The following is a 19,559-nucleotide window of genomic DNA, read 5'->3' on the forward strand; positions in this document are numbered from 1 at the left end:
GAGGAGAACGACCATGCCGCGCTGGTTCCCGTTGACCGAGGCCGACGACGAGTTCGTGCGCACCGCGCCGGTGCGGTTCGAGCACGTCGTCGACCTGCCCGCGCCGCCGTCGGTGGTCTGGCGGGTGCTCACGGCCGACGACGCGCTGGCGTCGTGGTCACGCCTCGTCACCCGCGCGGAGTGGACGTCGCCGAGGCCGCTCGGGCCCGGGGCCACTCGGCTGGTGACGCTGGGCGGCGCGCTGACGCTCGAGGAACGCTTCTACCGCTGGGAAGAAGAGCGCCGAATGACTTTCACGGTCGACCGGGCCACCGGCCCCGGACTCCGCCGCTTCGCGGAGGACCTCGCACTCGACGCCGTCCCCGGAGGGACACGCCTGCGCTGGACGTTCGCCAGCGAGCCCGTGTCCTCGCTCGTCCCCGCGGCGAAGCCCGCCGCGGCACTGCTGCGGCGCGTGACCGCCGGGCTGCCGCGGGGCCTGGCCCGGCGCGTCGAGGAGGTGCGGTGAGCCGCCACCTGCGGACGTTGCTCGGCGTCGTCCGCGACCTTGGCCTTCCGCTGCCCGGGCCGTCGCAGGACCTGCGCGACAAGTCCGTGCTGATCACGGGGGCCGCGAGCGGCATCGGCCTGGCATTGGCCCACACGCTGCACGCCAGGGGAGCCGTGCTGGGCCTGGTGGACCGGGACGAGACCGCGCTCGCCGCCGTGGCGGCCGAGCTCGGCACCCGCGCGCATCCCGCGGTGGCCGACGTCGCCGACCGGTCCGGCATCGCCGACGCCATCGGCGGGCTCGCGCGGCACACGGGCGGCTGGGACGCGGTGGTGGCCAACGCGGGGGTGACGCCGTCGCCCGGCACGCTGCGGCAACTGCCGCCGCACGAGTTCGACCGGGTCGTGTCCGTGAACCTCACCGGGGTGTTCAACACCGTCCGGCCAACCCTCGACGACGTGATCGCCCGGCGCGGCTACGTGCTCGTGGTGTCGTCGGCGGCGGCGTTCACGCCCGGTCCCGGCGGGTCGCCGTACATGATCAGCAAGGCGGGCGTCGAGCAGCTGGGCCGCGCGCTGCGGCTGGAGCTCGCCCCGCACGGCGCGGACGTCGGCGTGGCCTACTTCGGCTTCGTCGACACCCCGCTCGCCCGCGCGACACTCGACGACGACCCGCTCGGCCGAGCGCTCGAAGCCCGTCTGCCAGGCCCACTGCGCAAGCGGATCACCGCGGAGCAGGCGGCCGAGGTGCTCGCGCGGGCCATCGCGCACAGGCCGGGCCGCGTGGTCGCACCCGCGGCCTGGCAGCCGTGGGCGTTGCTGCGCGGCGTGCTCAACGTGGTGGCCGACCGCCACCTGGCGGCCGATCCGAGGTGCCACGCGCTGATCCGGGATCTGGAGGCACGGCATTGAGCCGGTGTCCGAACTGTTCAAGACGCCGCGCCGCCCGGCTGCTGAACTGGCGGACATGAGTTCTCGACGACACGACGGTTCCGGCCTGTTGGAGCTGGCCAACGTGGGACCCGCGGTGGCGCGGCACCTCGAACGCGCGGGGATCACCGAGCGCGGGCAGCTCAGGGGCTGCGATCCCCTCGAACTGTACGAGCGCCTGTGCGCGATCGACGGGCAGCGGCACGATCCCTGCCTGCTGGACACGTTCATGTCCGTTGTGGACCAGGCCAACGGCGCGCCGCCGCGCCCGTGGTGGAACTACACAGAGGAACGGAAACGCCTGCTCAGCTGACGTCGCCCTCGCCTCGGAGCTGGCGCCAGAGTGAGGCGTCGTCACGCACCGCCCAGTGCTCGACGCCCTTGCCGCCGGCCACCCGGACCAGGTGCATCTGCTTGTAGGCGAAGCGGCGGCCAGTGGGAGCGAGGCCGAAGAACTCGCCGGTGTGCCTGCCGCTGTGGGTGCAGTGGATCGCCACCGTGTCACCTTCCGCGATCACCCGGTGGATCTCCCAGCGCTGGTCGCTGAAGGCCTTGTTCAGCAGGTGCATGTAGTACGTGACGCTGCCGAGGCCGGGTGGGGTGCCTGGCGGCGCCTCGTGGTTGACGAATTCGTCGCTGACGAGCGTGGCCAGCGCAGCCTCGTCGTCGGCAGGGAAGACCTCTTCCAGGACCCGCCGCGCGATGGTTTTGACGTCGTTGCTCATGACTCCTCCCGAAGAGTTGCCCGTGGCTGTGTGTCAGTCGCGGGAGAAGCAATTTCGTGACAGTATCATTCTCGCCAATGAGCGAGAAAGCAAGACCCAGGCGACGCTACGACGCGCCGAAACGGCGTGAGCAGGCCGCACGCACCAGGGCGCAGGTCATCGAGGCCGCGCGCAGGGTCTTCCTCGAGTACGGCTACGCCCGCGCGACCATCCCCCGGATCGCGGCGGAGGCGGGCGTCGCGGTGGAGACCGTGTACCGCTCGGCGGCGGGCAAGGCCGGGTTGCTGGAGGCCGCGGTGCAGGCGGCACTGGCCGGGGGGCCCGAGCGGGCGGAGGTTCCGGTGCGGGAGCGGCCGGGAATTCGGCGCGTGATCGAGGAGCGGGAGCCTCGGCGGCAGCTCGCGCTGTACGCGCGGACGCAACCCGGCGTGTGGAGCCGCGTTGGGCCGCTGCTGCGGGTGCTGGATGCCGCGGCGCCCGGTGATCCGAAGCTGGAGGCGCTGCGGGAAGCACACGCGCGGCAACGGCTCGACGGCCTGCGTGACTTCGCTGCCCTACTCGCCGAGCGCGGTGCCCTGCGACCCGGACTGTCCGCCAAGCGCGCCGCGGACCTCATCTGGACCATCTGCGCGCAGGCCAACTACGAGGCGCTCGTGACCAGTCGCGGATGGACTCATGACGAGTACCGGGACTGGCTCACCGACACGCTCGTGCACGCGCTGCTACCGGCCACCTTCGAGTGAGTACACGCCGTTTACGATGCCGCGAGTGGAGCACGGGACAGGACGACAGGTGGTCGCCGCGGTGGCGGCCGTGGCGATGCTGGGGCTCACCGCGTGCAGCGAGGACAGCGAGGAGACCGACTCGGCCTCGGACTGGCAGCAGGAGGACCCGTGCTCGCTGCTGACCGAAGAGGAGGCCGAGACCTACCTCGGTGAGGACGCCTCGGCCATCACTCCGAAGCGGACGGACGAGCAGGACCGGCCGCGCTGCGACTGGAAGGGAACCGGTACGGGGGAGGTGACGCTCATGCTCTGGGAGCCGCCGATGCCCGACGTGATCACCGACACCAGCGACACCGTCAAGGTCGGTGACACCATCGGTTACATCACCTCGGAGACCGCCTCCAGCTGCCACCTCGACGTCGAGGCCCACCCGGCGTTCGTGCAGTTGCAGGCCCGCGGTTCCGGTGGCCTGACGAGCGACGAGAGCTACTGCGACGCGGTGGCGAGGACGGCGGACGGTGTGCTGGCACGGCTGGGCTGGTGACTACGATGCCGCAGGTGACCACCTACGACGAGTTCGACGCGTTCGGCGACCTGGACGCCTCGGCACTTCCTCACCGGCAGCAGCGAATCCTGGTCGCCATCCGGGACTGGGTGGTCAGGTACGGGTACTCGCCGAGCACGCGCGAGATCGGTGACGGTGTCGGCCTGCGCTCGACGTCCACGGTGTCGAGGCACCTGGCGAGCCTGGAGGAAAAGGGCTTCCTGCGGCGCAGCAGCTCCGTGTCCCGGCCGATCGACGTACGCGCGTTCCTGCGCGAGCCGTCGGGCCGTCAGTCCACAGCGGACTCAGTGCCCGTTCCCGTTGTCGGTGACATCGCGGCGGGTACGCCCATCTCCGCGGTGGAGCACGTCGACGACACGCTGACGCTGCCCCGCGAGCTGATCGGGCGCGGCAACGTGTTCGGCCTGCGCGTGCGTGGTGACTCGATGATCGACGCCGCGATCTGCGACGGCGACATCGTGGTGGTGAAGCAGCAGTCGGAAGCCCACTCGGGCCAGATCGTCGCCGCGATGATCGACGGCGAGGCCACGGTGAAGGTATTCCGTCGCAGGGGTGGCCACGTCTACCTCGAACCGCGCAATCCCGCCTACGAGGTGATCGACGGCGACGAGGCCGTGGTGCTCGGCGTCGTGGTCTCGGTGCTGCGCAGCGTCTGACGCTCCTAGCCTGCGAGCGGTGAGCCGATGCGGTGCAGGGTGCCCTCCGGGTCCACGTAGGCGAACTCGCGCAGTCCGTACGGCGTGTCCTGTGGAGCGGTGAAGCGGCCCCCGACACCGGACGCCGACCATTCGGTGTGCACCGCGTCGGCGTCCGAGACGTAGACGTACACCGCGGCGCCGGTGCGCTTCGGGGCGTGCTCGGCCCATTCGGTCAGGTGCAGCCAGACCTCGCCGCGGTTGGCGAAGCCGTAGTCCGCGTCGGCATCCGCTTGCTCGACCGTGAACCCGAGCAGCCGGTAGCGCTCCAGCGCCGCCGCCAGATCCCGCACCGGGACGATCGGCGTGATGCCCTCGAACCGCACCTCGTCCATGCCGACACGGTACGCGCGTCAGCCGCCGACCTCGAACGAGCGCAGCCACAGCTCCAAAGTCAGCACCAGCCACAGCTTCCCGCCGTGCCTCGGCAGCAGCGTGCCTTCCCTGCGCAGCCACGACCGGAGCGTGTCGGGGCGGACCAGGCCGCGTTGCCGGGTCGTGCGGCTCAGCAGCAGGTCGTTGCCGAGTTCCCGCAGCGGACCCGCCAGCCATTGCTGCACGGGCACCCGCATGCCGCTCTTCGGACGGTCCACCACCGTCGCGGGAAGCAGGTCCCTGACCGCTTCCTTGAGGACCCATTTTTCCGTGGTACCCGCCAGTTTCCAGCGCGGCGGCACCCGGAACGCGTGGTCGATCACGGGACGCGCGAACAGTGGTGACCTGCCCTCCAGCCCGCTCGCCGCGGTGATCCGCTCCACTTTGCTCAGGATGTGGTGTGCGCCCTTCGTGCGGAGGTTCGCGTGCAGCAACTGGTTGAGCAGGCTGTGCATCCGGCCCTGCCGCAGGTAGGGCGAGACCAGCTCGGCCGGGTGCGGCGCGTCGGTCAGCTCCGCGAGCACGTCGCCGGTGAGCAGGACGGGGAGGTCGGCGTAGCACTTGCGGTAGGAGTCCAGGTAGGCCAACGCTCTCGCGCGCGGATCGGGATCGTCGCGATGCAGCTCGGAGATCAGCATCGGCAGGTTCTTGGGCCCGCCGAACACCGGGTCGCCGCCCTCGCCGTTGAGTACCACGCTCGTCCCGTCGCCCGCGACGGCCTCGGCGAGCAACCGGTTCGGCACGGTCAGCGGGTCGCCGACGGGGCAGTCCAGCAGCGCGACCGTGTCCGGCAGCCGCGCGGCGACGGTCTCGCCCGCGACGGTCAGCACGCGGTGTTCGGTGTGGCAGTGCGCCGCCACGAGCCCCGAGTAGCCGAGCTCGTTGGGTAGCTCGTCGCCGAAGCTGATCGAGTAGGTGCGCACGGGGTTGTCGTGCAGCTTCGTGGCGAGCGCCGTCACGAGGCTGCTGTCGACGCCGCCGGAGAGCAGGACGGCGGCGGCCTCGCCGCTGGGCAGCCGCCGCGCGGTGGCCTCCTCCAGCAGTGCGCGGAGCGCGTGCGCGTGCTCGGCGGCCGGGCGCTCGTCGGTCAGTTCCTGCGGCTCCCAGAAGACCTCCTCCGCGGTGGTGGTGTCCGCACGCAGTCGCAGGCACCGGCCCGGCAGCACCTCGTGGACGCCGCGTAGCAGCGTCTCGGCGCCGGGCAGGTAGGCGAACGTGAGGAAGGACCTGACCGCGGAGAGGTTCAGCCCGGTGTCCAGCGCGGGCCAGCGCTGTATCGCCCGCAGCGACGTCGACGCGAGCCAGCTTCGGCCGGACCGCGCGTAGAACGCCGTGCGTGCTCCGGTGTGGTCGCGCACCAGCACCAGCTCGGGACCGTCCGCGATGGCCAGCGCGAACATCCCGTCGGCGGCGGCGAGCCCGGCGAGCCCGAAGCGGGCGTAGCTGTGCAGCAGCAGCTCGGTGTCGGAACACGCGGGCGACGGAGCGTCGGTGCCGAGCCGCGAGCGCAGCTCGGGGGCGTTGAACAACGTGACCTCGCCGACCGCCGTCAACCCGGCCGCTCGGCACGGCGCGGTGGCGGCGCCCGGCTCGTCGAGCAGGCCGAACGCGTGCCTGTCCGCCGTCAGCACATCCCGTCCGCCGACCGCGACGAGGTCACCGTCCGCCGAGGACGCACACCAGCGTGTCATACCGCGGCCTCAGCCGAAATCGCCGCCGTCATCCAAATCGCCCTCGCCGTCGGACCAGTCGTCGTCGTACGTGTCGTCGCCCTCACCGGTGCTCCCGGCGTCCCCGCCGCCAGTGCTCTGCGCCTGCTGCCGCAGCTCCTCTTCCTCCGCCTCGGTCATCGACATCGGCGGCATCACCAGCCCGGCGACGAGCGCGCCGCCCGCCACCCCGGCGAGCACGGCGCCGACGCGTCCACCGAAGGACGAACGGTTCACCGTGAGCACCCCGTCGCCCCACAGGGTTCGCCCGTAGCCCGCCTCCCGGCCGTAGAGCACACGCCCGTCGTGGAACGTCCGCTTGACGATCCTGCGGCCCAGCGGCTCGTCGGTGCCGGTCACTCCATGGCTGTCGCGCCACGTCACCACGCCGCCCTCGCCGCGCGTGCGCCATTCGGAGCGCCCGTCGGAGTAGCGCCGGTGCACCGTTCCGTCGGCGAGCAGCTCGTCGGTGTAGGTGTTCTCCCGTCTCGGCCGCACGGTTGCCTCCCTCATGCGCTCGGCCAACTCAGAAAGCCCGTTTCCCTGGCCCCGCGCAGATCCGGTCTCCGCGCGCGGGTGGGCCGGACGTCGCGAACCAGCCGGTGCACCGTGCGCAGCAGCGACGCCGGGCGGACCGCGGCGACCTCCGTGAACCGCCCGCGGGCGAGCCAGTCCCGCTCCCACGGGCTCACCCCGGACGGCGGCGGGACCGCAGGGCCGCGCCCGTGCGCCAGGTGCAGCGCACCGGCGTGCCGGGGCCGCAGGCCGATGCCGGTCACGCGCACGTCCTGCGGTATCGCGGCCAGCCGCCGCAGCCTGGCGGGGAACGCCAGGCCGGGCACGCTCGCGTCGTGCAGCGCGTAGACGGTGGGCCGCTCGGTCCTGCCGAGCATCGCCACCACCCCGTCGGCCAGCGGCAGCTCGGCCGCAGCGAACACCGGGCACGCCGATTCCATCGGGACCCCGTTGGCGCGCAACATGTTCGCGATCGCGTCCGATTCGCACACCAGCAGCCGGGGCAGGCCGTAGTCGAACAGGTCCGGTTCCCGCGTGTGGCGGCCCACCTGGCGACGTGCGGGCTCCACAGGGGGCAGCAGGCCGGGCAGGGGTCCGATCCGCTTCAGCGCGGCGCGGAAACGCGGATAGGGCACCGCGGGTGCGACGGTGAACGCCCACCGGCGTGGCACCCGGTGCGCGGGCCGAAGCACCCGGCATAACTCGTAGTACAGCTGACGTTCGGTGAAGCGCAGTCCGCCCGGCTCGGCGACGCGCTCGGCGGCGACGCGCAGGGCGCGATCCAGGACGTTCATGCGCCGGGCCAGGTGAGGAAGCCGACCTGCCGGGCGGCCCGCCGGTCGGCGTCGGGTTCGCCGTGTGCCCTGGCGATCGCTCGGTCGAGCACCTTGAGCAGCCGGGGCGGGCGCACCGCGGCCAGCGGCGACCACCAGCCCGCGCCGAGCCAGCCGGCCTCCTCCTGGGTCAGTGCGGGATCGAGTGCGCGCAGCCCCCGCACCTCGGCCTCCGGCAACGGCCGCTCGCGCAGCTTGATGGCCTTCTCCTCAGCCAGCACGGCCTTCGGGCGCAGCCCTGGCGCCACCAACCGGGAGCCGAACGCGGCCCGCGCGTCGGCGGCCAGGCGGATGCCCTCGGGGCTCGCGTCGTGCAGCACGACGACGGGAACATCCGGCGGAACCCGGTCGAGGGAACCGACGAGCGCGGCCGAGTGGGCAGCGGCGACGCCGTTCGCCGCGAGGCACGCGAGCACGGTGGGATCGGGGCACACCACGGCGACCCGCGGCTCGGTCACGACGGGAACGGTGACCTTCGAATCGTCCACCATGCCCGGCGGCAGGTCGCCGTCGTAGGTGGCTTCCCAGCGCAGCAGCCGGGCGCGGAAATCGCCGAGTTTCTCGGGCATCCGGATCTTCGCCCTGCGCTCGTACCACGGCCAGGCGACGAAGAAGAGCAGCAGCAGAACGACCACCAGCACACCCACCGCGGTCAGCGCGGTTCCCCAGCTGAGGTCGGTCGAGATGGCCGCGACCACCGCGATGATGCCCGCGATGAAGACGAAGCAGCCGATGCCGAAGATCTTGTCGAACGGATCGGGCAGGCGGCCGCGCGCGGCGGCGTACCACAGTTGCGGCAACGTGTAGTGAATTCTGCCGTCATCGGTGAGCTTTTCGGCGAGCCGGTGCACCCGCAGATCGTGGATGCGGATGCCGCCTTCCTTTGGCTCCAGGGCGAAAAGCCGAGAGCAGTACTTGCAGCGGTAGTCGGAGCGTTCGCTGCGCTTGAGGTCTCGATGGCAGTGGGGGCAGATCATCGCGAGCCGCCACTCTCGCCTGCGCGCCTCGTCAAAACCACTGTTCCGCCCCCATCGACCTGAGGTAGATCATAAAGGAGCGCGGCCGGAAAACAAGCAATCGCAACAAAAGCCGGCCGCCGACCGGGAGGTGCCATCATGTCCGACCCACGGCTGAAGCGCGACGCGGACGCGGAGAACGAGGTCCACGACGTCGCGTCCTTCGTGGATCCGGCACGGAACGTGGTGACCCCGGTACTGCGGTTGCCGGAGGAAGCAGCGCTCGCCGTGGTCACCGCATTCGCCGAGATCGTGGGCGCGGCGAAACGCAGCCGCATCGCGACGACGGAGGACCGGGACGGGATCGTGCGTTCGCAGGTCTTCGAGGAGGGCGACGTCTACCTTCTGGAGACGCCGTTCGACGGCTTCTTCGCCGACCGCTACGTGATGGACTTCTACAACGTCAGGGAGCGCGGCGTGTGCTCGCGCATGCACCTGCACACCGGCCTGCGGTTCGTGCGCATGATGACCGGGCCGGAGACCCGGATCAGGGTGAGCAGCCTGTCGCCGTTCGAGGTGACGAACGTTCCCGGCGTGACTCCCTTCGTGCCGCGGGAGTTCGAGGACGAACTGCCGGACGCGCCGGAAGGAGTGCGGCGAACTCGTTACAATCTCGTTGTTCCGCCGTGTTCGTTCGTGGACATGCAGATTCCGCGAGGGGTGAGTCACCAGTTCAACGCGATCGGCGAGCACGCGGTGATCGATTCCGTGCACCCCGAGGAATCCATCGAAACGTTCCGGGAGAAGATGTCGGGTTACCGGATGATGGCGCAGACTGTCTTCCTGGCAGAGGAACTCCCCTCGTCGGAGGCGTGCGACAACTTTCCGACCTGACCTCGGCGAAGCTCGTCAATTTCCGACCGTCACGTCGGCACGTAGTTCGGCGCGTTACGGTTTTCGCGCATGATCTTTCTCATGTTTTCGCGTTACCCGTTCGGGTGATTTGTCGGGCAGGATCTTGCGGTACCTGAACTGCTTTTTCGAATTCCTGCCTGGGAGCAATCTTGAGAAAGCCCTTGCGCGGCATCGCTGGTGCCGCGCTGTCGACAACGCTGATCCTGACCGTGTTCGCGGCTCCCGCGCTGGCTCAGGACGAGGGGGCGGGCACGTCCACCGACGTCGCCGTCACCACCACCACCGCACCGCCCGAGACGACGACGTCGGAGTCCGCGCCGGAGACCTCCACCTCGGAGGCCGCGCCCGAGACGACCACCTCGGAGACCGGTTCGGCCACCACCACGACAACCTCCGAGTCGACGGCGACGACGACCTCGGAGCCCGACGAGTCGTCCACCACCACTACCACGACATCGTCGGAGACCACGGGGCCCGAGGAACCGCCCTATGTGGACGACACGGGGTACGGCATCGACCTCGACCCCGAGCAGGGACTCGGCCTGCTGCTGATCGCGTGCGCGGCAGGTGAGCCGACCGGCGTCACGTCGCCGGACTTCGAGATCCTCGACGGCCCGTGGCAGGACGAGACCGACGGCCGCTACTGGGCGTACCTCGTGCAGCTGCAGCCGGGTCTGACCTTCGCCGACGGCAACGTGGTGGCCGACTGGGTCTGCGGCGGGGAGCCCGGCGGCGGGTCGGGCAGCGGCGGTGGCGGCAGCACGCCGGTCGCTCCGGTGCCCGGCTCGGAGGACGCGGGCGACTGGCAGCGCGAGAACGGTGGCGACGCGCAGGTCGGCTTCGCGCCGAAGGGCGGCGTCGAGACCGGTGCCGGCGGCATCGCGCGGGACTGACCGTTGATGCGTTCGCAGTTCCGGGGCGGCCGCGTGCTCGCGGCCGCCCTGCTCGCCTCACTCGCACTCGCCGGCTGTGGTTCGTCGGGCGCACCCGAGTCGGCGCCCCAGCCGACCACGTCGGTGCCGGTGACGAAGCCCTACGACAAGCTCCGGCCGACGCAGGTGACGATCCCGAAGATCGGCGCCGACTCGTCGCTGATCTCGGTGGCCGTCACCAAGGACGGGGCGATGGCCGTGCCGTCGGTGAAGGAACCGATGCAGGCGGCCTGGTACCGGCTTTCGCCCGTGCCGGGCGAGATCGGGCCCGCGATCGTGCTCGGGCACGTCGACGGCAACAAGCAGGCCGGCATCTTCGCCCGGCTGCACGAGCTGGTGCCCGGCGACGAGATCAAGGTGCGCCGCAGCGACGGCGAGGAGCTGACTTTCGCCGTCGAGCGCTCGATCCAGGTGCCGAAGGAAGAGTTTCCGACCGAGGCGGTGTACGGCAACACCGACAAGGCGCAGTTGCGCCTGATCACGTGTGGTGGCGTGTTCGACGGCGAGGAACACAGCTACGAGGACAACGTCATCGTCTACGCCAACCTCGTCTGATCCGCTCCGGCGCCGGGACGACCTCAGCCCGACTGGGTCGCTCCGGCGCCGGTGAGCGGCAGCACCGGGTACGCCACCTTCACGCCCGCCTCGTCCATTCCGGACTTGAGGTGCTCGCGCAGCGCCCTGCCCAGCGACCACTGCTCGCCGGGCTGGGTGGTCACCAGCACCCGGATCGTCACCGCGCCGTTGCCGATGCCGACGACCCCGTTGATGTCGGGGCGTTCCAGGATCTTCGGCGCGTACGCCGGGTGCTCGGCGAACTCGTCGATGCTGCGCTGGATGACGTCCTTCGCGTGGTCGATGTCCACCGTGTAGTCCAGGGGCAGCTCCACCACGGCGTTGGCCCAGTCCTGGTTCATGTTGCAGACGCGCATGATCTCGCCGTTGCGCACGTGCCACAGCCCGCCGTTGAGGTCACGGATCTTGGTGATGCGCAGGGTCACCGCCTCGACGGTGCCCACGGCGTCGCCGGCGTCGATCACGTCGCCGACGCCGTACTGGTCCTCCATCATCATGAACATCCCCGACAGGAAGTCCTGCACCAGGCTCTGCGCGCCGAAGCCGATGGCGAGGCCCACCACGCCGGCGCTGGCGATGATCGGTCCGATGTTGATGCCCACCTGGCCGAGAATGGTCACGAAGGCGATCCCGAAGATCACGAACGTCGCCACGCTCTTGAGCACCGAGGCGATCGTCTCCGCCCGCTGCCGCTGCCGTTCTCTGCGCGCCTGGTCGGCACTCTTGACGATCCGCGTCGCCATCTTGGTGCGGTGCAGCCGTTCCCGCGAGCTGACCATCCGCCGGGCCAGCTGGTCGATCACCCGGCCGACGAGCGCCCGCAGGATCACGGCCACCACGATCACGATCGCGATGTTGATCGCGCCGGAGATCAGCGCGCTCGAGTTCTCGTTGAACCAGTTCGCCACCATGCTCCCTTCCACGTCGACACAGGCCTGTCGGCGCGGCTACCCGGGAGCCGGCGACGTCATGCGAAACGTCCGTTGCGAGTTATCGCACAGCATCCCGCCGTAACGCCTCGGCCAGCAGCTCCGCGGCCGAGGCGCGGTCCGGCAGGCCCGCCGTGTCCCCCGTGTGAGCGAGGACGTCTGCCGCGAGGCGGGAACCGAGCCACGCGGCGGCACCGGGAGCGCCGCCGGCGAGTCGCGTCGCGAGGTACCCGCCCGCGAACGCGTCGCCCGCGCCGACCGGGTCGACCACGTCGGTCGCGAGGCTCGGCTGGTGGTGGAGCGTGCCGTCGCCGACGGTCCACCAGCAGCCGCCGGGCCCGCCCTTGACCACCACCTCGCGCACCCCTGCCCTGCGCACGATCTCCGCCGGATCCGCCGTGCCGAACAGGGGTTCCGCCTCGTCGGTGCCCACGAGCAGCAGGTCGGTGTGGGGGAGGATCGCCGACAGAGTGCGGACGGCGCGGCCCTCCGGGTCGAGTGCCGGGCGCAGGTTCACGTCCACGACGACGCGGCTGCCGTGTGCGGCCGCGTTGGCCGCGACGTGCCGGACGAGGCGTTCCGGGCCGGGGCCCAGTGCGGCCGTCAGCCCGGACACCAGCACCGCGCGCGGCCGGTGCCGCAGGGCCCGCTCGGCGTCGGCGACATCGAGGGCCGACGCCGCCGAGCCTGCGCGGTAGTACCGCACGCGGCGCGCGCCGTCCGGCAGCGCGTCCTTGGCGAACAGCCCGGTTTGTCTCGTCCGGTCCCGCTCGGCGTCGAGGGTGACGCCGAGCGCGGCGGCGGCGTGCTCGACGCGGTCCGCGAACGCGTCGTCGCCGAGCCGCGTGCACAGCACGGCCCGCCTGCCCAGCAGGGACAGCGCGGCGCACGTGTTCAGCTCGGCGCCCGCCACGTGGACCTCGAACGTCGGCGAGGTCGTGAGCGTCCCGCCCGCCGGTGGCTGCACGAGGACCATCGGCTCGCCGATGCCGACCACGTCTACGCCCAACTCAGCCCGCCTTCAGCGGCAGTTCGTCCAGGATCGCGTGCAGGCTCTGCCTGCTCGCCTTGTCCAGCGGCGCCGCGGGCAGTCGCACCGTCGCGTGCTCGATTATCCCGCGCCGCACCAGTACCTCCTTGTGCACGGCCCACGCGATGCCGGACTGGAGTCCGAAGAGGACCAGCGGGAGCAGCTTCGCGAACGCCGCGCGGGCCTCGGCGCGCCTGCCCTCGGTGAAGTCGGCCAGCACCGGGGCGAGCAGGTCGGGGAACTCGCACGCGGGCATGGTGCCGATGGCACCGCGGGCGTACTCCTCCAGCACGAACTGGGCGTTCTGGCCGCCGAGCACGGCGACGGTGTCGGGCACGCGCTCCACGACGGCGCCGACCTTCGGTGCGGTCGGTGGCGCCTCGACCTTCACCGACGTGATCCGGTCCAGCTCGCACAGCTGGGCGATCAGCGGCGGCGGCATCGCGACACCGGTTGCCCCCGGCGCGTCCTGCACCATGATCTCCACCGACGTGCCCGCCGCGACGTCGCCGTAGAAGTCGGCGAGCTGGGTGGCGCTGGGCTTGACCAGGAACGGCGGGAGCACCATCAGCGCCTGCGCGCCGAGGTCCTCGGCGGCGCGGGCCTGCTCCAGGGCGGTGACCGTGGAGGTTCCGTTCACGCCGGCCACGACGGGCACAGCGCCCGCCACGACGTCCGTGATCGTGGTGAGGATCCGCTCCCGCTCCTCGGCGGTGAGCGCGAAGCCCTCGCTGGCCATGCCGAACGTCGCGACGCCGTCGACCCCGGAGGCGAGCTGGAACTCGGTGAGCCGGGCGAGCCCGGCGAGGTCGAGCGATCCGTCCTGGTCGAACGGGGTGGCGAGGATGGGCACGAGACCGTGTACGGCGTGCGGCATCGGGTCAGGACTCCTTGGCGAGAGCTGCCACGGCCTCGGCGTCGACCTCGACGCCGAGCCCGGGACCGGTGGGCAGGGAGATGGCGGACGGTTCCACCGCGAGCTGACGGGCGAGGATGCGCTCGCCGACCCGCACGGACGTGGGCTGGTACTCGAAGGCGGGCAGGTCCTCCACGGCCGCACTGACGTGGAGTCCCGCCGCGACAGCCACGCCGAGCCCCACCGAGTGGTGCGGCGCGACGGGCACGTGGTGGGCGGCGCACACCTCGGCGATGGCCATCGCCTCGGTGATGCCGGTGCGGGCGACGTCGGGCTGCGCGATGCGCAGGGCACGGGCCGTCACCCACTGGGCGAACTCGAAACGGTTGCGCAGGGCCTCGCCCACGGCGACGGGAATCGACGCACGGGCGACCAGTTCGGCGTGCGCGGTGACGTCCTCCGGCGCGAGCGGTGCCTCCAGGAACCAGCAGCCGCGCTCGGCGAGGCCGTGGGCGAGCCGAAGCGCCTCGTCGATCGAGTACGCCCAGTGCGCGTCGACGGCGATCCGCAGCTCCGGCGCGGCCGCGAGGATGGCGTCGACCGTGGCGAGGTCCGCGGCGACACCGTGGCCGAGGTGCAGCTTCACCGACGTGGCGCCGCGAGCGGCCCATTCGCGCGCCAGCTCGGCCCTGCCCTCGTCATCGGGCTTGGGGAGGCCGGAGACGTAGGTGGGCACCCGGGTGCGGAAGGCGCCGCCGAGCAGCTCCGCGACGGTCCGCCCCGTGAGCTTGCCCGCGAGGTCCCACAGCGCGATGTCGACGGCGGCCAGCGCGTCGGCCTGATGCCCGACAAGGTGGCCGCGCTCGCGCATGAGGTCGCGCAGCCGAGACCACGCCGGACGCGGTGCGCGTGCGTCCGCGCCCCTCAGTACGGGCGCGAGCAGCAGGTCCACGATCGCGGCAGGCACCTCGGGGGCGACGGGCGCGAGCGCCTCGCCCCAGCCGGTGGTGCCGTCCTCCGCGGTGAGCCGCACCAGCAGCGTCTCGTAGCGGTCCGAGTAGAGGCTCCGCCACGGCTCGCGGACCTGGTAGCCGGCCGAGGGTGCGCTGCCGTCGGTGAGGCGGCCGAGGTACGCCTCCTCGGCCGGAAGCTTCAGAACGAACGTCTCTACCGCCGTGATTCTCATGCGAGATGCGCCATCTGGTTGACTCCATGCAGCATGTGCGTAAGACTTCCACATACTGCATGAGTGATGCAAACCAGCGAGAAAGGGCGGCATGGCGACCGATCAGGGGATGAACCAGAGCGTCGAGAAGGCGGCGGCCGTGCTGGCCACGTTCCTCGACGGGCGCGGTGACCTGCGCGTTTCCGACGTCGCGCAGCGCGCGGGCGTCGGGCAGTCCACCGCCTCCCGCCTGCTCGCCACGCTCGAACAACTCGAATACGTCGAGCGAGACGAGGTCAGTTCGCTCTACCGGCTCGGCCCCGCCGTGATCTCGCTGGCGGGCGCCGCAGTGAACCAGCACCCCGTGCACCGCGAGGCACGCCAGCACGCGCAGGCCCTCGCGTGCTCGCTGGGCCTCGGCGCCAACGTCGCGGTCCGGCGCGGGGCGTCGCTGTTCTACCTGTGCAACTTCGAGGGCACGCTCGCGCCGAAGTCCTACACGCTGCTCGGCCAGCGCAACCCGCTGCACGCCACGGGGATCGGCAAGTGCCTGCTGCTCGGGCTCACGCCGGACCAGCGCCGCGAGCTGCTGCCCGAGCTGCCCCGCTACACCCAGCACACGCTCACCACCCACGACGCGCTCGACGCGGACCTGGCGACGGTCGCCGAGCGCGGTTACGCCATCGAGCGCGAGGAGCTGGCGCTCGGGCGGGCGTGTGTCGCCGCGCCGGTGCTCGACGGCTCGGGCACGGTGACGGCCGCGATCTCGATCTCCGGACCGCTGTCGGCGATCGATCTGCCGAACCGCGAGCTCGAGCTCGGGCGCAAGGCGATCGAGGTCGCCGACTCGATCAGCATCGGACTCGGCTACATCGGGCCGAGCCACCCGGTGGGCGTGGGTACGGGCCGATGACCGGCGCCGTCGCCGCCGCGCTCGCCGCCACACCGGTGATCGGCATCATCCGGCTGCCCGACGCGACCGGGGCGGTCGAGGCCGCCGAGGCGCTGTGGCGTGGCGGCGTGCACGCCGTCGAGGTCACGCTCACCACCGAGGGCGCCGCCGACGCCATTCGCGCGCTGCGCGACCGCGAGCGGGGCTCCGGCGTGGTGGGCGCTGGCTCGGTGCGCACCGCCGCCGACGCGCGCCACGCCATCGCAGCCGGGGCACGTTTCCTCGTCACGCCCACGTTCCAGCCCGCCGTGCTCGACACCGCCCGCGCCGAGGGCGTACCCGTGATGTGCGGCGGTCTCACGCCCACCGAACTCGACTCCGCGGCACAGGCGGGCGCCGACTACCTCAAGCTCTTCCCCGCCTCGTCCGTCGGACCTGGCTACGTGCGCGAGCTGCTCGCGCCGATGCCCGACCTGAAGATCATCCCGACCGGCGGCGTCCGTGCCGACCACGTGGCCGCGTGGGCCTCGGCAGGCGCCTGCGCGGTGGCCGCCGGGTCCGCACTCGTTTCCGCCCACCTCGTCGCCGAGGGCGACTGGGTGGAGCTCACCGCGCGAGCCGAACGGTTCGCGCGCGCCTGGCCGCGCTGATCCGGCCCAGCACAGTCCACAACGGAGTGAACATGATCGCGTTGCACCGCAAGCTCAGGCGCGGGCTGGCAGTGGCGGCCGCCGCCGTGCTGCTCGCCGCCGCAGGCGGGTGTGGACCGTCCACGGAGGACGGCAAGCTCGTACTGGAGTTCCCGTCCTGGCAGGCAGACGACGAGTCCTTCTCACCGTTCTGGCACGAGCTGATCGCCGCCTACGAGAACGCGCATCCGGACGTCGACATCGACTTCTACCAGGTGCCCTTCGACAGTTTCGTCGCACAGCAGACCACCCGGTTCGCGGCGGGCGACCCGCCGGACATCGTGCACCTGCCCTCCAGCAACGCGGTCGAGTTCGCCGCGCGCGGCTGGCTCGCGCCCCTGGACGAGCGGCTCGCGGGCACCGACGTGCTGCGCACGTGGACGCCGTTGCAGGAGCAGATGAAGTGGGACGGCCACTACTACGGCCTGCTCCTGCTGGGCTACGGCTACGCGCTGTTCTACAACGAGCAGCTGCTACAGCAGGCCGGAGTTCAGGTACCGAAGACGCCGGAACAGCTGCTCACGGCCGCGCGTGCGGTGTCGGCGAAGCAGGGCGACTCGTTCGGCTTCGGCGCCACCACGGTGCAGAACCCGGACAACTACACCGAGTTGACGTCGTTCCTCGTCGGCAACCACGCGTCGTGGTCGGAGCCGGACGGCAAGATCACCGCCGACACCGAACGGGCGCGCACGGCGCTGGAGCAGTACCGCGAGGTGCTCGCCACCGCGCCACCCGGCATCCAGTCGCAGCAGCGCAACGAGCTGTTCCTCAACGGACAGATCGCGATGCTCGTCGACGGCCCGTTCCTGCTGTCCGAAGTGGAGGGTGCCTCGGCCGAGGTGCGCGAGCACCTGAAGGTCACCGCGCCGCCGTTCGACGTCGTGCCCGGCGGGGTCAGTAACAGCCTGCACATCCCCGCCGGTGCCGAGCCCGAGGTGGCCGACGCGGTGTGGGACTTCGTCGAGCTGGCCTCGCAACCGCGCTGGCAGGAGCGGTACACGCAGCTCACCGGTGTGCCGGCGCCGAGGGAGGGCTCGGTCACCGAGCAGGCGCTGGCCGAGACGCCCGAGCTGGAGCTGTTCGCCCGGCTCGCCGACGAGGCGGTGGACATCTTCCCCGAGTCGCCGCAGCTGCGGCGCAACTACGGCCGGGTCGGCGACGCCGTCGCCGCGGCGGCCATCCGCCTCATCGCCACGGACCTCCCGGTCGCCCAGGTGGCGCAGTCGCTGCAGCGTGACCTCGAAGGAGTCGGTGATGACTGACGTGCTGGCCCCCGCGCGGACGACCCGGCCGAGCCCGCCGAAGCGGCGGCGCTCGCGCGCACAGCGCGACCGGATCTTCGCGTGGAGCATGCTCACGCCCACGATCGCGGCGGTCGGGCTGCTCATGGCCTACCCGATCTACATCGCGATCAACCTGAGCTTCCGCGGCGGCGAGATCGCCGACCTGCAGAACCTCGGCCAGTACCCGCTGACGCTCGGCAACTACGCCGACGTGATCACCGACCCGCAGCTGCTCGGCGACATCTGGCGCTCGATCGTCTACACCGTCGGCGTCGTGGTTCCGGCGTTCGCGATCGGGCTCGGGCTCGCGCTGCTGCTGAACAAGACGTTCCCCGGCAAGCGGATCGTCCGCCCGCTGGCGTTGCTGCCGTGGGCGGTGCCGGGTGTCGCGGTGAGCGCGGCGTTCAGCTGGATGCTCGACGGCTCGTTCGGTGTGATCAACTACCTGCTGCGCTCGGTCGGCCTCATCGAGCAGAACGTCGCATGGCTCGCCAGCTCCGACACGGCGATGACCGCGGTGATCATCCCGACCGTGTGGAAGTTCTACCCGTTCTTCACGCTCGTGCTGGTCGCGGCCCTGCAGGCGATCCCGGGTGACCTCTACGAGGCCGCACGGCTCGACGGGGCGAGCGCATGGCAGCAGTTCCGCTACGTCACGTGGCCCGCGCTGCGGGCGCCGGCCGCGCTCGCGATCGTGATCACCGGTGTCGGCGTGTTCCGTGAGTTCGACTTCATCTTCCCGCTCACGGGCGGTGGTCCGGACGACGCGACCACGACGCTGGCTGTGCGGATCTACAACGAGGCGTTCGAGTACTTCACGTTCGGCGCCTCGGCCGCGATCGGCGTCGTCACGATGGTCATCGCCGGTGCGCTGCTGCTCATGGCGGGCCGCTCGGTGCGAGAGGGGATGAACTGATGAGCAAGGTGCTCTCGCGCAGGCGCACGCCCCAGCAGTGGGGTCTGCTGGCGATCAGCCTCGCCGTGCTGGTGGTGCTGCTCTTCCCGGTCTACTGGATGATCATGACGTCGGTGGTGCCGTCAAAGGAGCTGCTGACGTCCTCGCCGCCGCTCGTGCCGCCCGCCGACTCGGCGAGCCTCGACGCCTACGGCGAGGTGCTGGAGAGCAGGCCGATCGGGCTGTGGCTGTGGAACTCGACGCTGGTCACGTTCGGCACCGCGCTGATCTCGATCGTGATCAGCACGCTCGGCGGTTACAGCCTCTCGCGGTTCCGCACGAAGGCACAGCAGGCGATGGGCTTCACGTTGCTGTTCAGCCGGATGCTGCCGGGGACGCTGCTGATCATCCCGGTGTTCGTCATCTTCGCCTCCGCGGGGATGATCAACAACCTGTGGGCGGTGATCCTCGTGAACGTCGCCGCGACCGTGCCGTTCACGACGTGGCTGATGAAGGGCTTCGTCGACGCGATCCCCGCCGAGATCGAGGAGGCGGCGATGATCGACGGCTGCGCCAGGCTCCGCACGCTGTGGCAGGTGATCGTGCCGCTGCTGCGGCCCGGGCTGGCGACCACGTTCACCTACGCCTGCATCCTCGCGTGGGGCGACTTCCTCTTCGCGCGCACGCTGATGCCCAACCCCAGCGACTGGACGATCACCGTCGGCATCGCCTCGTTCATCGGCGAGTTCAGCGTGGACTGGAGCGGGCTCATGGCGGCCGGGATCATGTCGATGGTGCCGATGCTGATCCTGTTCGTGTTCCTGGAGCCCTTCCTCGTCAAGGGAATGGCCTCGGGCTCGGTCAAGGGCTGACGCCGGC

Annotated in this window: 24 protein-coding genes; 14 read left to right on the plus strand and 10 right to left on the minus strand. The window is 71.2% G+C overall.

Features of this window, described 5'->3' with window-relative positions; translation table 11 throughout:
* The first annotated feature begins 13 nt into the window (after positions 1–13).
* Genes FCN18_RS02910 through FCN18_RS02920 form a run of 3 tightly spaced genes read left to right on the plus strand, consistent with a single transcriptional unit; the run spans position 14 to position 1,732 of the window.
* Entirely contained in the window at positions 14–508 is a 495-nt protein-coding gene (locus FCN18_RS02910; protein ID WP_112266248.1) for an SRPBCC family protein, read from the plus strand.
* Positions 505–1,401, plus strand: coding sequence for an SDR family oxidoreductase (locus FCN18_RS02915; RefSeq protein ID WP_137093090.1), 897 nt, complete (start codon positions 505–507; stop codon positions 1,399–1,401). Before FCN18_RS02910 ends, FCN18_RS02915 begins: the two co-directional genes overlap by 4 nt.
* Before the next feature lie 55 nt (positions 1,402–1,456).
* Positions 1,457–1,732: a helix-hairpin-helix domain-containing protein gene (locus FCN18_RS02920; protein WP_137093092.1), complete on the plus strand. Its 276-nt coding sequence runs from the start codon at positions 1,457–1,459 to the stop codon at positions 1,730–1,732.
* Here FCN18_RS02920 and FCN18_RS02925 read toward each other — a convergent pair.
* On the minus strand, positions 1,725–2,144 hold the full coding sequence (locus FCN18_RS02925; protein ID WP_113642674.1) for an ester cyclase: 420 nt from the start codon (positions 2,142–2,144) through the stop codon (positions 1,725–1,727). The two genes, FCN18_RS02920 and FCN18_RS02925, sit on opposite strands and share 8 nt — an antisense overlap.
* Positions 2,145–2,221: 77 nt before the next feature.
* Here FCN18_RS02925 and FCN18_RS02930 point away from each other — a divergent pair, with 77 nt between their 5' ends.
* Genes FCN18_RS02930 through lexA form a run of 3 tightly spaced genes read left to right on the plus strand, consistent with a single transcriptional unit; the run spans position 2,222 to position 4,090 of the window.
* Complete coding sequence (locus tag FCN18_RS02930) at positions 2,222–2,887, plus strand: TetR/AcrR family transcriptional regulator (protein ID WP_137093094.1); 666 nt, start codon at positions 2,222–2,224, stop codon at positions 2,885–2,887.
* Positions 2,888–2,912: 25 nt separating this feature from the next.
* The gene (locus FCN18_RS02935) at positions 2,913–3,413 is read left to right on the plus strand and encodes a hypothetical protein (RefSeq protein WP_158303026.1); all 501 of its coding nucleotides are present in this window, start codon (positions 2,913–2,915) and stop codon (positions 3,411–3,413) included.
* Positions 3,414–3,427: 14 nt separating this feature from the next.
* Positions 3,428–4,090 carry a transcriptional repressor LexA gene (gene lexA, locus FCN18_RS02940; protein ID WP_137093096.1) on the plus strand — a complete coding sequence of 221 codons (663 nt, stop codon included), beginning with the start codon at positions 3,428–3,430 and terminating at the stop codon, positions 4,088–4,090.
* A 5-nt stretch (positions 4,091–4,095) separates the two neighbouring features.
* Here the strand turns inward: lexA and FCN18_RS02945 are convergent, their stop codons facing one another.
* Genes FCN18_RS02945 through FCN18_RS02965 form a run of 5 tightly spaced genes read right to left on the minus strand, consistent with a single transcriptional unit; the run spans position 4,096 to position 8,539 of the window.
* Positions 4,096–4,464 carry a bleomycin resistance protein gene (locus tag FCN18_RS02945; RefSeq protein ID WP_137093098.1) on the minus strand — a complete coding sequence of 123 codons (369 nt, stop codon included), beginning with the start codon at positions 4,462–4,464 and terminating at the stop codon, positions 4,096–4,098.
* 18 nt (positions 4,465–4,482) lie between these two features.
* A complete protein-coding gene (locus FCN18_RS02950) occupies positions 4,483–6,195 on the minus strand; it encodes an asparagine synthetase B family protein (RefSeq protein ID WP_137093101.1) in 1,713 nt (570 codons plus the stop codon).
* A gap of 9 nt (positions 6,196–6,204) precedes the next feature.
* The gene (locus tag FCN18_RS02955; protein WP_206077790.1) at positions 6,205–6,711 is read right to left on the minus strand and encodes a hypothetical protein; all 507 of its coding nucleotides are present in this window, start codon (positions 6,709–6,711) and stop codon (positions 6,205–6,207) included.
* 11 nt (positions 6,712–6,722) lie between these two features.
* Positions 6,723–7,523 (minus strand): hypothetical protein, encoded by an 801-nt coding sequence (locus tag FCN18_RS02960; protein ID WP_137093104.1) that lies wholly within the window; start codon positions 7,521–7,523, stop codon positions 6,723–6,725.
* Entirely contained in the window at positions 7,520–8,539 is a 1,020-nt protein-coding gene (locus tag FCN18_RS02965; RefSeq protein WP_137093107.1) for a hypothetical protein, read from the minus strand. Before FCN18_RS02965 ends, FCN18_RS02960 begins: the two co-directional genes overlap by 4 nt.
* 138 nt (positions 8,540–8,677) lie before the next feature.
* Here FCN18_RS02965 and FCN18_RS02970 point away from each other — a divergent pair, with 138 nt between their 5' ends.
* From FCN18_RS02970 to FCN18_RS02980, 3 genes are all read left to right on the plus strand, one after another.
* The gene (locus FCN18_RS02970) at positions 8,678–9,412 is read left to right on the plus strand and encodes a hypothetical protein (protein ID WP_113642667.1); all 735 of its coding nucleotides are present in this window, start codon (positions 8,678–8,680) and stop codon (positions 9,410–9,412) included.
* Positions 9,413–9,582: 170 nt separating this feature from the next.
* Positions 9,583–10,326 carry a hypothetical protein gene (locus FCN18_RS02975; protein ID WP_228713598.1) on the plus strand — a complete coding sequence of 248 codons (744 nt, stop codon included), beginning with the start codon at positions 9,583–9,585 and terminating at the stop codon, positions 10,324–10,326.
* A 6-nt stretch (positions 10,327–10,332) separates the two neighbouring features.
* The gene (locus FCN18_RS02980; protein WP_113642666.1) at positions 10,333–10,920 is read left to right on the plus strand and encodes a class F sortase; all 588 of its coding nucleotides are present in this window, start codon (positions 10,333–10,335) and stop codon (positions 10,918–10,920) included.
* A gap of 23 nt (positions 10,921–10,943) precedes the next feature.
* On the opposite strand, the gene FCN18_RS02985 is transcribed toward FCN18_RS02980, so the two are convergent.
* From FCN18_RS02985 to FCN18_RS03000, 4 genes are all read right to left on the minus strand, one after another.
* Entirely contained in the window at positions 10,944–11,852 is a 909-nt protein-coding gene (locus FCN18_RS02985) for a mechanosensitive ion channel family protein (RefSeq protein ID WP_112266266.1), read from the minus strand.
* 79 nt (positions 11,853–11,931) lie between these two features.
* Positions 11,932–12,879, minus strand: a complete 948-nt coding sequence (locus FCN18_RS02990; protein ID WP_137093109.1) for a sugar kinase — start codon at positions 12,877–12,879, stop codon at positions 11,932–11,934.
* 1 nt (position 12,880) lies between these two features.
* Positions 12,881–13,777, minus strand: a complete 897-nt coding sequence (locus FCN18_RS02995; protein WP_137093111.1) for a dihydrodipicolinate synthase family protein — start codon at positions 13,775–13,777, stop codon at positions 12,881–12,883.
* Between the two features lie 4 nt (positions 13,778–13,781).
* Positions 13,782–14,942 carry a mandelate racemase/muconate lactonizing enzyme family protein gene (locus FCN18_RS03000; RefSeq protein WP_137093113.1) on the minus strand — a complete coding sequence of 387 codons (1,161 nt, stop codon included), beginning with the start codon at positions 14,940–14,942 and terminating at the stop codon, positions 13,782–13,784.
* A 91-nt stretch (positions 14,943–15,033) separates the two neighbouring features.
* Here FCN18_RS03000 and FCN18_RS03005 point away from each other — a divergent pair, with 91 nt between their 5' ends.
* Genes FCN18_RS03005 through FCN18_RS03025 form a run of 5 tightly spaced genes read left to right on the plus strand, consistent with a single transcriptional unit; the run spans position 15,034 to position 19,552 of the window.
* Positions 15,034–15,834, plus strand: coding sequence for an IclR family transcriptional regulator (locus tag FCN18_RS03005; RefSeq protein ID WP_137093115.1), 801 nt, complete (start codon positions 15,034–15,036; stop codon positions 15,832–15,834).
* Positions 15,831–16,463: a bifunctional 4-hydroxy-2-oxoglutarate aldolase/2-dehydro-3-deoxy-phosphogluconate aldolase gene (locus tag FCN18_RS03010; protein ID WP_137093117.1), complete on the plus strand. Its 633-nt coding sequence runs from the start codon at positions 15,831–15,833 to the stop codon at positions 16,461–16,463. The genes FCN18_RS03005 and FCN18_RS03010 overlap by 4 nt, the downstream gene beginning before the upstream one ends.
* 32 nt (positions 16,464–16,495) lie before the next feature.
* Positions 16,496–17,764 (plus strand): ABC transporter substrate-binding protein, encoded by a 1,269-nt coding sequence (locus FCN18_RS03015; RefSeq protein WP_137093119.1) that lies wholly within the window; start codon positions 16,496–16,498, stop codon positions 17,762–17,764.
* The gene (locus tag FCN18_RS03020) at positions 17,757–18,701 is read left to right on the plus strand and encodes a carbohydrate ABC transporter permease (RefSeq protein WP_137093121.1); all 945 of its coding nucleotides are present in this window, start codon (positions 17,757–17,759) and stop codon (positions 18,699–18,701) included. The genes FCN18_RS03015 and FCN18_RS03020 overlap by 8 nt, the downstream gene beginning before the upstream one ends.
* Positions 18,701–19,552, plus strand: coding sequence for a carbohydrate ABC transporter permease (locus FCN18_RS03025; protein WP_137093123.1), 852 nt, complete (start codon positions 18,701–18,703; stop codon positions 19,550–19,552). The genes FCN18_RS03020 and FCN18_RS03025 overlap by 1 nt, the downstream gene beginning before the upstream one ends.
* The last annotated feature ends 7 nt before the right edge of the window (positions 19,553–19,559 follow it).

The organism is Prauserella endophytica (assembly GCF_005146945.1).
GTDB lineage: Bacteria > Actinomycetota > Actinomycetes > Mycobacteriales > Pseudonocardiaceae > Prauserella_A > Prauserella_A endophytica.